Annotated in this window: 15 protein-coding genes; 6 read left to right on the forward strand and 9 right to left on the reverse strand. The window is 70.9% G+C overall.

Annotated elements, in window-relative coordinates:
- Positions 1–36: 36 nt before the first annotated feature.
- From ASF41_RS04105 to ASF41_RS04140, 8 genes are all read right to left on the reverse strand, one after another.
- Positions 37–432 carry a hypothetical protein gene (locus tag ASF41_RS04105; protein ID WP_056491013.1) on the reverse strand — a complete coding sequence of 132 codons (396 nt, stop codon included), beginning with the start codon at positions 430–432 and terminating at the stop codon, positions 37–39.
- Between the two features lie 211 nt (positions 433–643).
- Positions 644–1,639: an asparaginase gene (locus ASF41_RS04110; RefSeq protein WP_056491016.1), complete on the reverse strand. Its 996-nt coding sequence runs from the start codon at positions 1,637–1,639 to the stop codon at positions 644–646.
- Positions 1,640–1,653: 14 nt separating this feature from the next.
- Positions 1,654–1,860, reverse strand: coding sequence for a Trm112 family protein (locus tag ASF41_RS04115; protein WP_056214359.1), 207 nt, complete (start codon positions 1,858–1,860; stop codon positions 1,654–1,656).
- 27 nt (positions 1,861–1,887) lie between these two features.
- Positions 1,888–2,556 carry an LON peptidase substrate-binding domain-containing protein gene (locus ASF41_RS04120; protein WP_056491019.1) on the reverse strand — a complete coding sequence of 223 codons (669 nt, stop codon included), beginning with the start codon at positions 2,554–2,556 and terminating at the stop codon, positions 1,888–1,890.
- 28 nt (positions 2,557–2,584) lie between these two features.
- A complete protein-coding gene (gene trxA, locus ASF41_RS04125) occupies positions 2,585–3,484 on the reverse strand; it encodes a thioredoxin (protein ID WP_056491022.1) in 900 nt (299 codons plus the stop codon).
- Between the two features lie 184 nt (positions 3,485–3,668).
- Positions 3,669–4,154, reverse strand: a complete 486-nt coding sequence (locus ASF41_RS04130; RefSeq protein ID WP_056275655.1) for a hypothetical protein — start codon at positions 4,152–4,154, stop codon at positions 3,669–3,671.
- A 65-nt stretch (positions 4,155–4,219) separates the two neighbouring features.
- Positions 4,220–5,197, reverse strand: coding sequence for a glutathione S-transferase family protein (locus ASF41_RS04135; protein ID WP_056491025.1), 978 nt, complete (start codon positions 5,195–5,197; stop codon positions 4,220–4,222).
- 44 nt (positions 5,198–5,241) lie between these two features.
- Positions 5,242–6,222: an alginate O-acetyltransferase AlgX-related protein gene (locus ASF41_RS04140; protein ID WP_082503973.1), complete on the reverse strand. Its 981-nt coding sequence runs from the start codon at positions 6,220–6,222 to the stop codon at positions 5,242–5,244.
- A 132-nt stretch (positions 6,223–6,354) separates the two neighbouring features.
- On the opposite strand from ASF41_RS04140, the gene ASF41_RS04145 reads away from it, so the two are divergent.
- The 4 genes from ASF41_RS04145 to ASF41_RS04160 all read left to right on the forward strand — a co-directional run bounded on the left by ASF41_RS04145 (position 6,355) and on the right by ASF41_RS04160 (position 9,658).
- Positions 6,355–6,885, forward strand: coding sequence for a 2'-5' RNA ligase family protein (locus ASF41_RS04145; RefSeq protein ID WP_056275147.1), 531 nt, complete (start codon positions 6,355–6,357; stop codon positions 6,883–6,885).
- Positions 6,886–6,975: 90 nt separating this feature from the next.
- The gene (locus tag ASF41_RS04150; RefSeq protein WP_056491028.1) at positions 6,976–7,749 is read left to right on the forward strand and encodes a phosphatase PAP2 family protein; all 774 of its coding nucleotides are present in this window, start codon (positions 6,976–6,978) and stop codon (positions 7,747–7,749) included.
- Between the two features lie 94 nt (positions 7,750–7,843).
- Positions 7,844–8,215, forward strand: coding sequence for a hypothetical protein (locus ASF41_RS04155; protein WP_056491031.1), 372 nt, complete (start codon positions 7,844–7,846; stop codon positions 8,213–8,215).
- Positions 8,216–8,347: 132 nt separating this feature from the next.
- A complete protein-coding gene (locus ASF41_RS04160; protein WP_056214333.1) occupies positions 8,348–9,658 on the forward strand; it encodes a Gfo/Idh/MocA family protein in 1,311 nt (436 codons plus the stop codon).
- A gap of 39 nt (positions 9,659–9,697) precedes the next feature.
- On the opposite strand, the gene ASF41_RS04165 is transcribed toward ASF41_RS04160, so the two are convergent.
- A complete protein-coding gene (locus ASF41_RS04165) occupies positions 9,698–11,128 on the reverse strand; it encodes a TAXI family TRAP transporter solute-binding subunit (protein WP_056275142.1) in 1,431 nt (476 codons plus the stop codon).
- Between the two features lie 81 nt (positions 11,129–11,209).
- Here ASF41_RS04165 and ASF41_RS04170 point away from each other — a divergent pair, with 81 nt between their 5' ends.
- Together ASF41_RS04170 and ASF41_RS04175 are read left to right on the forward strand one after the other, a co-directional pair.
- On the forward strand, positions 11,210–11,827 hold the full coding sequence (locus ASF41_RS04170; RefSeq protein ID WP_056491034.1) for a regulatory protein RecX: 618 nt from the start codon (positions 11,210–11,212) through the stop codon (positions 11,825–11,827).
- 123 nt (positions 11,828–11,950) lie between these two features.
- Positions 11,951–13,165: a putative DNA modification/repair radical SAM protein gene (locus tag ASF41_RS04175; protein ID WP_056491036.1), complete on the forward strand. Its 1,215-nt coding sequence runs from the start codon at positions 11,951–11,953 to the stop codon at positions 13,163–13,165.

Here is a 13,165-nt window from a genome sequence, read left to right on the forward strand (position 1 = left end):
ATCCGCCGGGGAAGCGGGCCGCGTCCGGCTCGAACCCTACTCCGCCTGGGCGGTCCGGGTGGTGTGGCGCCGGGCCGTCCAGCGGCCGGAGCACAGGGAGGAGACCTTCCAGGTGCCGCCGCCGCTCTGGGCCTGGAGGCGGCCCGAGACCGCACCCGAGGCGGTGCCGTTCGAGACGTTGAGACCGACCGTGCCGTCCGGCCCGACGCGGCCGTTCAGGGTGGCGCCGGCCGCCGCGGAGGTGAGGCGCACCTTCCCCTCCTGCACCGACACCGCATAGGTGTAGCGGCTGTCGCAGACCATGCCGCTCTCGGTGACCAGTTCCACCGACCAGGCCCCGTTGAAGTTTCCGCCGTCGCGGGCCGCGGCCGGGATCATCGCGGGCGAGGACAGGCCGGCTCCGAGCGCCAGAACCACCGCAACTTTGGACATGCATCATCCTTCGGCAAAACAGCGTCCGTCCGAGCCGCGGCCACAGGATGGCGCACCGGCGGTTCAAGCAGACGATCAAGTGAGAGTGCGCTGAGCATACCCGCCGAAGCGGCAGGATTGTGACAAGCGCCGCAATCGATGGATGAGACTTATTGCCGAACATGTCTGAACAGGCCATGACCATGGCCCAGGACCAAGCCGAAGCTTGGCGTTACCGGTCGTAATACGCTTGCAATGCTTGGCGGTCCCGGGTGATCGGCAGGGCGAGGAGCGCCAGGACCCGGGCCTTGTCCGGCGAGAGGTCGTCGGCGAAGACCGCGCCGGCCGCCCGCAGCGTGCTGCCGCCGCCCTTGAAGCCGTAGACGGGCAGCGCCCGGCCATGCGGGACCTGGCTCGCCACCACGATGGTGACGCCGGCGGCGATGGCTTCGACCACCGCGTCGTAGAGGGCCTCGTTGACGTTGCCGAAGCCGTAGGCGGCGATCACCACGCCCGCGGCCCCATCCGCCACCGCGTGGCGGAGCTGGCGCCCGTCGTCACCGGCCGCCATCGCCACGAGCGCGACCCGGGCGAGCCGCTCGGGGAGCGGCAGGGTCTGGCGCCGCAGGGGCTTGCGGGCGAACACGACCCGGTCCTCGTCCACCTGCCCGAGGAAGCCGGCCTCGCCGGAATTGAAGGTCTCGACGTTGTTGGTGTGGGACTTCCGCACCGCGCGGGCGGCGTTGATGTTGTGGTTGAGCGTCACCGTCACCCCCAGCTCACGCAGATCTTCGCGTGCGCCCTGGGCCAGGATCTGGCGGACCGCATTGAGGAGGTTGCGCGCGCCGTCGGCATCCGCCTCGGAGGCGTTGCGCTGGGCGCCCACCATCACCACCGGCTTGTCGCTCGCCAGCGTCAGATCGAGGAAATAGGCGGTCTGGTCGAGGGTGTCGGTGCCGTGCAGGACGATGGCGCCCGCGATGTCCGGCCGCGCCAGCAGGTCCGCCACCGTGCGGCTGAGGCCGGGCCAGAGGTCCGGGCCCATATAGGCGCTCGGCACGTTGGCGAACTCCAACACCGCGATCCGGGCGAGGTCGGCCAGGCGCGGCACCGCGGCGGCGAGGTCGGCCCCCGTCAGGGCGGGGACCGGGGCCCCCGTGACGGGATCGTGCTTCATCGCGATGGTGCCGCCGGTGGCGACGAGGGCGATGGTCGGGCGATCGGTCATGCCGGCGCGGCCGATCAGTCGGTGAGCGCCCGCGCCTCTTCCGGCAGCATGATCGGGATGCCGTCGCGGATCGGATAGGCGAGGCGGGCGGAGCGGCTCACCAGCTCCTGGCGGCCGGCATCGTATTCGAGGGTGTCCTTCGTCAACGGGCAGACGAGGAGCTCGAGGAGCTTGGGGTCGACGCGGGTGGCCTCGACGGGGCCCGGGGTGTCATCGGCCATCTGGGGCGTATCCTTCGCGGGAAAAAACTATTGCAGCGTGGGCTCGGAGCCCGACCCGCGCACCAACTCCATTTCGGTCACCGCAATCAAGACCTCGGCCCGCGTCTTGAGGTCCGCCGCCTCCAGCATGGCCTGCTTCTCGCGGGCGCCGAAGGGACTCATCATGCAGAGGGCGTTGACGAGGGCCTCGTTGGGCGCCTCCTCGATGCCGGCCCAGTCGACCTTGAGGTCGTTGACCTCGACGAAGTCGCGCAGGGCCTTGAGCACGCCCTCCCGGTCCACCGCCGCCTCACCCGCCCGCGCCTCGAAATCCGTGGCGAAATCGTCGTAGGAGACCTGGCAGCGGCGGTAGCGGGTGGTGGTGGCGAGCTCGCTCTCCACCCGGAACCGGGCGATGCCGGTGAGCGAGATGAGGTAGCGCCCGTCACCGGTCTCGGCGAACTGGGTGATCCGCCCGGCGCAGCCGACGCGGAAGAGTTTCGGCGTCATCGGCGACGAGCCCGCCTCCACGTCGGGCTGGATCATGCCAATGATCCGGTCGTTCCGCAGGGCATCGTCGATCATGGCGAGGTAGCGCGGCTCGAAGATGTTCAGCGGCATCTGTCCGCGCGGCAGCAGCAGCGCACCGGGCAGCGGGAAGACCGGAATCACTCCGGGGCAGTCGGCCGGTCCCTTGTAGCCCGCATGCGTGCTCATCGTGTTCCCCTGCGGTTCGTTCGCGGCCTCACGCGAAGACGAGCGTCGACAGGCGTCGCCGCCCGCGGATCGAGGCCTTGTCCATCAGGCCCCAGGCCTCGAAGAAGGTGAGGAGCTGCTTGCGCGCCGCGCCCTCGTTCCAGGTGCGGTCCCGGCGCTCGATCTCGATGAGCTGGTCCACCGCCTCGTCGCGCAGGTTGCGGCCGTTGAGACCGAGCGCGAGGTCGAAGCGAGCCTGGAAATCGTTCGGGTCTGCCTCGATCCGGGCCTGAAAGGTACCGAGGTCGCCCAGGGCCGCCGCCTGCTCGGCGAGCTCGATCGCCGCGCGCACGCTGGCGAGGCCGGCATGGGACGCCGTCTCGGGCGGCGCCATGGCGACGAGCTCCTTGGCGTTCTCGATGTCGCCGGCGTCGAGCTGGATCTTGGCCAGGGCCGCGATCGCGTTGACGTTCGCGGGCTCCTCGGCGAGCACGGCGGCGTAGAGCTGCGCGGCCTGCGCCACGTCGCCGACCCCGAGGAGGGCCTCGGCCTCGGACAGGGCCTCCTCGATCGGCGTCGGACCGGCGGGGCCGGCCAGGCGCGTGATGAAGTCCTTGATCTGGGCCTCGGGCACCGCGCCCATGAACCCGTCGACCGGCTGCCCCTTGTCGAACGCGATCACGGCGGGGATCGACTGGATGCCGAGCTGGCCGGCGATGGAGGGATGCTCGTCGATGTTCATCTTGACGAGCTTCACCTTGCCGGCGGAGCCCGCGACCACCTTCTCCAGCACGGGGGCGAGCTGCTTGCACGGGCCGCACCACGGGGCCCAGAAGTCGACGAGCACGGGCTGCTGCATCGACTCGGCGATGACGTCCTGGCGGAAGCTCGCCGTGGTCACGTCCTTGGTGGGGGTGGGGCCGCCCGGCACCGGCGCATCGTTCAGCATAACGTCCTCGAGGCCTTCGTTTGGATCCGTCGGAGGGTCCGGGTCTGTCCACCCGTTCCGTCCTGCGTCAAGAGATGGGAACTCCGCGCGCTCGGACCAGAGCGGACGTCCACACGCAATCGCCCCCGGGTCATCGGCGGATCCCGCTTCGACACGACCCACCCACCGGAGGAAGCCCGCGCTCCTAGCGGGGGGCGCTGCCGCCGGCCTTGCCCGCATCCGGTGCCTTGGCATCGGTCACGAAGACACCCTGGTAGGTTCCCTTGGCGGCGTTCGCCTCGCAGGTGATCGTCGTCTTGCCCGGCTCCGGGGTGCTGAAGGCGCAGGAGCCGACGGCGACCAAGGGGCCCTGGACCACGCCGTCCTTGGTGGTCTCGCTCGGGATCACGAGGTTGATCGGCTGGAGCGGGTCGGTCTCCTCCGTCCGCTCCTGCTGGGCGCCATTGCCGCTGAAGCTCAGGGACCGGCCCTCGGCAGCGAAGTCGAAGCTCGTGCGGTTGCGCGAGACCGTGTTCATCAGGGTGTTCTTGCAGGTGGCCGAGACGTCCTGGCCGGCGATCACGAGCTTCTCGCAGCGCCCCTCGAGCTTGACGGCCGTCTGGGCGAAGGCGGGCGCGGCCGTGAGCAGCGGGGCAGCGAGAAGGACGAGGCGGGTGGTCGAGAGGCGCATCATGATTCCGATGTAAGGCTGCGGGTCGGTTCGTCGAGGGGCTGCGGGCGCGCAGGGCTCCGGGCTCAGGCGGGAAAGCGGGCGGCGCGGTCGTTCGGGGCGTCGAAGTCGAGGGCCGGCCCAAGGGGCACGATCCGGGTCGGATTGATGGTCGGGTGGCTCTCGTAATAGTGCCGCTTGATATGGGTGAGGTTCACCGTGCCGGCGACCCCCGGCAGGGCGTAGAGGTCGCGCAGATAGTTCGACAGATTGGGATAGTCGGCGATGCGCTGGCGGTTGCACTTGAAATGCCCGACATAGACGGCGTCGAACCGCACCAGGGTGGTGAACAGGCGTAGATCCGCCTCGGTCAGCCGGTCGCCGCAGAGGTAGCGCGCCGTGTCGAGGCGGGCCTCCAGGGCGTCGAGTTCGGCGAACAGCGCGGTGAAGGCCTCCGCGTAGGCGGCCTGCTCGGTGGCGAAGCCCGCCTTGTACACCCCGTTGTTGACGGCGTCGTAGACCCGGGCGTTGACCGCGTCGATCGCGCCCGCGAGGTCGGCCGGGTAGAGGTCCGGCCCGGCGGTCCCGAAGGCGCCGTTCAGCATCCGGATGATCTCGGCCGACTCGTTCGACACGATGGCGGCGCGCTGCTTGTCCCACAGCACCGGCACGGTGACGCGGCCGGTGAAGTCGGGATCGTTCTTCAGGTAGACCTCGTAGAGGCGGGTCGCGCCGTTGACCGTGTCGGGCGTGGCGCCGGGCGAATCGCCGAAGACCCAGCCCTCCGGGCCCATGTGCGGATCGACCACAGAGACCGAGATCGCCGCCTCCAGGCCCTTCAGGGCCCGCACGATCAGGGTGCGGTGGGCCCAGGGGCAGGCCAGCGACACGTAGAGGTGGTAGCGCCCGGCCTCCGCCGGGAACCCGCCCTCCCCGCTGGGACCGGGGGATCCGTCGGCGGTGATCCAGTTCCGGAACTTGGCGTCGGTGCGCTTGAAGCGGCCGCCGGTCTCCTTGGTGTCGTACCAGGTATCCTGCCAGACGCCGTCGACGAGCAGCCCCATGATCGTTCCCTCCCGCGTTTGCGTGTCCGCGGAAAGATGGGCGCTCAGGCCTCGGCGGACAGCCCCTCCGGCACGGGGGCCTCGGCCGGGGGGGCCGCGACGGCGGGCGCGGCGGCCGCGAGGTGCTCGCCCTTCTGGTAGGTCGCGATGTCGAAGGTGTCGTCCGGCAGGCGCGTGACGAAGCGCTCGGCCATCTCGAAGACCAGGAGGTCGGGCCGCACCCGCTCGACGTAGCCCCAGTCGATGCTCGACGACCAGACGAAGTGCACCTCGCGGAAGCTCTCCGCCAGGATGCCGGTGAGCATGATCGGCGCGAAATGCGCGTAGGAATCGCCGAACAGCACCAGGGTGCGCGGATCGACGTCCGGCCGGTCGTTCCGGAAGCAGACATGGGCGCCCACATGGAGATCCGGGGCGCGGCCGGCGGCCTCGTAGGCGGCCACGAGCGGGCTCGCGTAGGTCCGGCGGGCGTCGCGGTCGAGCACCGCATGGCTCGCCGTCTCGATCGGCTTCTCCGGAATCTTCTCGCCCAGATCGCGCACCCGGGTGGTCTCGTAGCGCTCGCGGGCGTCGAGATCGGCCGGGGGCACCGCGCCGCAGGCCCGCATCAGCACGCCGTAGGCCAGCCGGCAGCCCTCGTAGTTCCAGTGCGTGTCGGTGCGGTAGTAGAGCGGCACCGCGCCGTCGCGCGCCGCCCGCATCGGCGCCAGCAGGTCGACGTAGTGGGGATTGTTGATCAGCCGCCGGGCCAGCACGCGGGTGGGCGCCTGGCGCGGATCGAAGCGCAGATCCTGGGTCCGGTCGTCGTAGACCGACAGCTTCTCGGGCACGACGACGTGCACATAGCGGATGCCCAGCGCCTGGGCCCGGGCGGCCCGCGCCGCGACGAGCTTGACCCAGCCGCGCAGGCGCCACCACCGGGACAGGCTGGCGCGATACTGCTCGAGGACACCGTTCGTGCCTCCGATCAGGAAGAGCCAGCCCTCGCGCCCCACATGGACGATTTCCCGGTGTTTGCGCCGCATCGGGGCTCTCTACCCGGCCCGGACCGCCCTGAACAGGCCGGGCGGCGGCGGCCACGCCGCGGACCGTGGCGGCGGCGGCCCTGGACGCAGCCCCCGCCCGCGCCATCTCCCTGCCTCACGCCGGATCGGACCATGACAGACCACACCCCCACGCCCGACCCGCTGATCCTCACCCTGGGGATGGATCCCGACACCTTCGCGCGGTTCGACGGCCTGCGCCGCCGACACTTCCCGCAGGCGCTGAACCACATCCCGGCCCACGCGACCCTGTTCCACCACCTGCCGGGCCCGAGCGAGCCGGGCATCGTCGAGACCCTGTCGGCGATGACCCGGACCCAGGCGCCGCCGGAGGTGGCGGTGACCGGCCTGCGCTTTACCGGGCGCGGCGTCGCCTACGTGCTCGCCTCCGACGCCCTCTCGGCCTTCCGGGCGCGGCTCGCCGACCCGTTCGAGGCTTTGGGCGAGGGCCTGACCGCGCAGGATCGGCAGGGCTGGCGCCCGCACGTCACGGTGCAGAACAAGGTCGATCCCGGCACCGCCCGGACGCTGCACGCCGAGCTGGAGGCGGATTTCACGCCCTTCCGGTTCACGGCGCCGGGCCTTCTGCTCTGGCGCTACCTCGGCGGTCCCTGGGAGCGTCGCGCCAGCTTCGCGTTCGGGTAACGCCGCGTCCGCCCGGATGGAGGACGCCCCGCCGATCCGCTATGCCGGGAGCCCCCAGCCCCCCATCGACCAGTTCGCGAAGACGCCCGCATGAAAGCCCTGCCCTCCGGCTACCGCAACAATCCGCTCGTCACCCGGGCGAACGCCCTGCGCCTGGCCCTGCGCCTGAACGAGGTCGGCCCGGTCCTCGCGCTGCTGGCGGTGAGCCTGCTCGGCTACGGATTCTTCGCCCTGGCCAACGAGGTCGGCGAAGGCTCGACCGCCGCCCTCGACCGCAAGATCCTCCTCGCCCTGCGCAATCCGGCCGATCTCTCCGACCCGATCGGGCCGCGATGGCTCGAGGAGACCATGCGCGACATCACCGGGCTCGGCAGCGTCTTCACCATCGTGTTCGTGACGGCGGCGGCCTGCGCCTATCTGGCGATGACGGGGCGCCGGCGCATCGCCGTCTTCGTGGTCGCGGCGATCGGCGGCGGCGAGATCGCCTCGACAGTGCTCAAGATGTTCTACCAGCGCCCCCGCCCGGACCTCGTGCCCCACGGGATGGAGGTGTTCACCGCGAGCTTCCCCAGCGGCCACGCCATGATGTCGGCCATCGCCTACCTGACCCTGGCGAGCCTGATCGCCCGGGTGGACCGCCAGCGCGGGGTGAAGATCCTGGTGCTCATCGTCGGGGTGTCGATGACGCTGCTGGTGGGGCTCAGCCGCATCTATCTCGGGGTGCACTGGCCGAGCGACGTGGTCGCCGGCTGGTGCGTCGGAGCCGCCTGGGCCGCCCTCTGCTGGTTCGTCGCCCTGGTTCTGCAGCAGCGCGGCGACGTCGAGGCCCCGACCCGTCACGGGGAGTCGGAGCGGACGCCTTAACCCTACCGGACGATGAATCGCTCCGGCGCTTGCGCCCACCGGCACCGGGAGGCCACAACCCTGTTACCCCAATGCCACTTCTGAAGAGGGTCACATGGGTTCGATCACCGGCGAGCGTCGACAGGGCAACCGGCTGCGGAGCCTTCTCGGCGCCGAGATCCGCATCGCCCCGCACGCCTCCGACACGGCCTGCCTGATCCGGGACTGCGGTCCCGATGGCTTGCGCCTCGCGCTCAGCGACGGCGTGCCCCTGCCGGAGATTTTCACCCTCCATATCCGCAAGACCCGGCAGACGCGGCCGGTACGCCTGATCTGGCGGGGCGACGATTGCGTCGGCGTCCAGTTCGTGCCGGACCCGCCCGCCGCGGTGCCCATCCCCATCGGCCTGATGCGCGATCTTCGGGCGGCGCGCTCGGAGATCGCGTCCCTGCGGGCCCGCCTGGCTGCGCGGGGCGACGAGGCCTGAGGGCGGCAGCGGTCCGGTGGCGCAGGCCGTCGGATCGCCGGAACCGCGTTTCTCGCCGTGACGTTCCCGAAGGAGCAGGCCGGCGGTTCTCCATCCGCGGCCCCTGTCCCGCCGGAACCGACAGCGAGCTTCATGACGGATGACATCCCCCTCTCCCGCCGCAACGTCCTGCGCGCGGGCAGTGCGACCCTGACCGGCCTCGCCCTCGGGGCGACGGGCGCGGGGGCGCAATCCGGCCCGCCCGGCCCCTCGGTCCCGGCCGATACCGGCGCGGTGCAGGGCGGCAAGGTTATGTTCCCGAACTGGCGCGGCCCCGGGGACCGGGCGCCCCCGCCGCCCCCCGCCCCGATGCCGCCGGGCCAGCGCGTGGGCTTCGCCATCGTGGGCCTCGGACGCCTCAGCCTGGAAGAGATCCTGCCGGCCTTCGGCGAGACGAAGCGGGCCCGCGTGGTCGCTCTGATGTCGGGCACCCCCGCCAAGGCGAAGCTCGTGGCCGAGCAGTACGGGATCGCGCCGGAGGCGGTCTACGGCTACGACGAGTGGGACCGCCTCGCGCAAAACCCCGCGGTCCAGGCCGTGTACGTGGTGACGCCGAACGCCGTCCATCGCGGGGACGTGCTGGCCGCGGCCAAGGCAGGCAAGCACGTGCTCTGCGAGAAGCCGATGGCGAATTCCTCCGCCGAGGCCCGGGACATGATCGCGGCCTGCGCGGCGGCCAAGGTCAAGCTGATGATCGCCTATCGCTGCCAGTACGAGCCCTACAACCGCGAGGTGGCGCGTCTCGCCCGCTCCGGTGAGGTCGGCCGGACGCGCCTGATCCAGGCCTTCAACGGCCAAACCACCGGCCTGCCCCAGCAATGGCGCCTGAAGAAGGCCCTGGCCGGCGGCGGTGCCCTGCCGGATATCGGGCTCTACTGCCTGAACGGCGTGCGCGCCCTCACCGGCGAGGAGCCCGTCTCGGTGGAGGCACAGATCCATTCGCCGGAAGGCGATCCGAAATTCGCCGAGGTCGAGGAGTCGGTCTCCTTCACCCTGCGCTTCCCCTCGCAGGTCATCGCGCAGTGCTTGACGAGCTATGGGGTTCACGAGTCGCGCCGGCTCCAGGTCCATACCGACCGGGCCGCCATCGACCTGCAGAACGCCTTCGCGTATCGCGGCCAGCGCCTGGTGATCGCGCGACCGGACGGGCAGGCGGAATCGCAGGACACCCGCATCCTCGCGCAGAAGAACCAGTTCGCCCTGGAGATCGACCACATGGCGCGCTGCATCCAGGAGGATCGGCGCCCGCGCACCCCCGGCGAGGAGGGCCTGCAGGACCAGGTGCTGATGGAGGCGATCTATGAGGCGGCCCGCACGGGCCGGCCCGTCACGGTCGGCCCGCCGCCGGGCGCACCGAGCGGCCTCGACGTCACCCGCGGCCCCGAACTCGACGCGGCGGGCTGATCCCGGGCGTCCGCCGCGTCGCGATCGGGTCTCGGCCGGCTACTCCGCCGCCGGCGTGTGGAGCGAGAGGAGGCGGGCCGTGCGAGCGTGGTCCACCGCCCGCCCGCTCTCGATGTCACCCGCGCCGAGATTGCGGCGCTCGTCATTGATCGCCGCATGGACCGCGTCGATGGCCAGGATGAGGGCGCTCACGGTGCGGTTGTCGATGTTGCGCTCGCGGGCATGCTGGACGACGTCGGCCACGAGGTCGTCGGTCTCGCGCACGAGGCCGTCGAGGTCGGCCTTGCCGGTGGCGGCGCGCACCTCGCGCAGAATGTCGAGGAGCCGGTCGAGGACGATGTCGATGCGCTCGCGCCGCTTTCGGGCGAGGCGCTGGGCGACCCAGGCGACACCTGAGCCGACAGTGCCACCGAAGAACGCCAGCAGGTAGATGTAGTCCTCGTAGCGCTCGAACATCGTCTGCTGTTCGCGCTCGAAGTAGTCCACCGCGCCGGGATGATTCGGCAGGCGAGCGCTCGTGGCCGCGACAGTGGAATCGAAGTCCGGCGCCTTCATCAGGTTGGCGATCGGCGCCAGGGGCGCCAGCTTCGAGCGCCACTCGAACAGGTGCTGGGTCACCGAGGCGACCGTGAAGCGGCTAACGCCGCCGCGGGCCATCAGCCGGTAGGAGGCGCCCACCGTCTTCACGTCCTCGTCCGGGCGCTTCGGGCGACCGCCGAAGGTGCCCGCCGGGATCGTCACGGATTGCAACTCGGGCATCCGCTGGATGATCGCCCCGCCATCCGGCACGGAGACGAAATTGATCTTCTTCTCGGCCGAGGCCGCCTCGACGGCACGCACCGTCGAGATCGCCGCCTTCGAAGCCGGAGCGGCGATGACCGCCACCGCGTCGACGCGGCCCTCCGCGATGGCGCTGGTGACCTCCTGGGGGGTGAGCGGCACGAGGGCGATCCGGGCCGGGCCGAGCCCGGTTTCGGGGACCGGCTCGGCCGCCGGCTGGGCGGAGAAGTCGTAGAAGGCGAGGAGGTTCGTCAGGAACGGCATGTCGGCGGCGTGCCGCTCGACCACGCCGAGGCGCTTGCGCGCGAGGTCGGGGAAGTTCTCGATGCCCGCCGCTTCCGGCGCGGCGATCAGCAGGGCCTCGTCGTGCAGGATCGCCAGGGTGAGCCCGTTCTCGGGTAGGAGGACGTCGGGCCGGACCACGGCGAGGTCGGCCTTGTTGCGCTGGAGCGCCTCCGCGCTGTCACGCACGTCATCGTAGAAGTTCAGCTTGAGGCGGACATCCTCGCGACCGCGGGCCAGAGCCTGGGCGTAGGTCTGAAGCAGGGTCGCCTCGGCGCCGTCGCGGGGACCGACCGCCACGGTCAGGGTGGTGGGACGCGACAGGTAGACCAGCATCCCCGCCACGACGGCGAAGCCGAGCGCCAGAAGGACGAGAAGCCACTCGCGTCTCACGAGAAATGCCGGCATGGCAGGAACGAGCCTTTGTCCAGCGGGATCACCATATCTGCGAGACCGACCCCCGAACCCCGTCCGGATCGTGAAGAACCGATGACACCGCGAAACGTTGCGTCCCGCCGCCCCACCGGAGCCGCACCGGATGACCGGGCCGAGGTCAAACCGCCCCCGCCCGTCACCCCCGCCTATCTCGAGCGGGCGGCCCTGCATTACCTCGAACGCTACAGCGCCTCCGTGGCGATGCTGCGGCAGACCCTGAAGCGCCGGGTCGACAAGCGCTGCCGCCTGCGCGGGGAGGAGGCGAGCGCCTTCGCCGAGGCGATCGAGGCCACGGTCGCCCGCGCGGTCGGCGCCGGCCTCGTCGACGACGCCCGCTTCACCGCCGGGCGCCTCGCGGCCCTGCGCCGGCGCGGTGCCTCCGCCCGGGCCCTGTCGGCCAAGCTCGCCGCCAAGGGCGTGTCGCGCGAGCAGGTGGCGAGCGCGATGGAGGCCGAGCGCGAGACGGCGGAGGCGGGCGTCGACCTCGAGGCGGAAGCGGCCCGGGCCTATGCCAAGCGGCGGCGCCTCGGACCCTGGCGCCGGCCTGGGACGCGCGAGGCCCATCGCGACCGGGATCTCGCCGCCATGGCCCGCGCCGGCTTCCCGTACGGCCTCAGCCGACGGGTGATCGAGGCTGATCCCGACGCCGAGCCCCTCGACCACGAGGCTTAGCTTCGGGACCGGGTTCCGGGCTTTGGTTCCCCGATATAAGGCTGCGACATCGCGGCGGCGGAGAAAGCCCGAATCCGCACGCGAAAACTTGAACGAAGCGCGAACGAGGCGCATTTCTCGTCGATGGACGAAACGCTCGCGAAGAAGCTGCGCATCCTCGCCGATGCCGCCAAGTACGACGCCTCGTGCTCGTCGTCCGGGGCGCCCAAGCGCACGGCCGGCAAGGGCGAGCTCGGCTCGACCACCGGCGCCGGCATCTGCCACGCCTATACGCCGGACGGGCGCTGCATCTCGCTCCTGAAGATTCTGCTGACGAATTACTGCCTGTTCGACTGCGCCTACTGCGTGAACCGGCGCTCCTCCAACGTGCAGCGAGCGAAGTTCTCCGTCGAGGAGGTCGTGACCCTCACGGTGGAGTTCTACAAGCGCAACTACATCGAGGGCCTGTTCCTCTCGTCGGGCATCATCAAGTCGCCCGATCACACCATGGAGTTGCTGACGCGGGTGGCGAAATCGCTGCGGCGCGACCACGGCTTTCGCGGCTACATCCACCTGAAGTCGATCCCGGAGGCGAGCCCCTGGCTGATCGAGGAGGCGGGCCTCTACGCCGACCGCCTGTCGATCAACGTCGAGTTGCCCACCGAGGCGAGCCTGGAGCGCCTGGCCCCCGAGAAGGACGGCGCCGTCATCCAGAACGCCATCGCGCAGATCGGCGAGCGCATCGCCGAGGCGAAATCCGAGAAGCGCCGGTTCTCGCCGGCCGGGCAGTCGACGCAGGTCATCGTCGGGGCCGACGCCACCACGGACGAGGCGCTGATCCGCAAGAGCGCCCTGCTCTACGGCTCCTACAACCTCAAGCGGGTCTACTACTCGGCCTTCAGCCCGATCCCGGACGGGTCCACCATCCTGCCGCTGACCGCGCCGCCGCTCCAGCGCGAGCACCGCCTGTACCAGGGCGACTGGCTGCTGCGGTACTACGCCTTCACCCCCGACGACGTGGCCGATGCCACCGAGGACGGGATGCTCTCCCTCGACATCGACCCGAAGCTGGCCTGGGCCCTGAAGCACCGGGCGCGCTTTCCCGTCGACGTGAACGCCGCCGACCGCGAGATGCTGCTGCGGGTGCCGGGCCTCGGCGCCCGGGCGGTGGACAAGATCATCCGGGCCCGCCGGCACACCCGCCTGCGCCTCGACGACGTCGCCCGCCTGACCTCGGCCCTGAAGCGGGCGCGGCCCTTCCTCATCGCCGCCGACTACCATCCGGCGGGCGGCCTCACCGACCGGCTCGACCTGCGGGCACGGCTCGCCGACCCGCCCAAGCAATTGTCGCTGTTCTAG

This window comes from Methylobacterium sp. Leaf111, assembly GCF_001423285.1.
Lineage (GTDB): Bacteria > Pseudomonadota > Alphaproteobacteria > Rhizobiales > Beijerinckiaceae > Methylobacterium.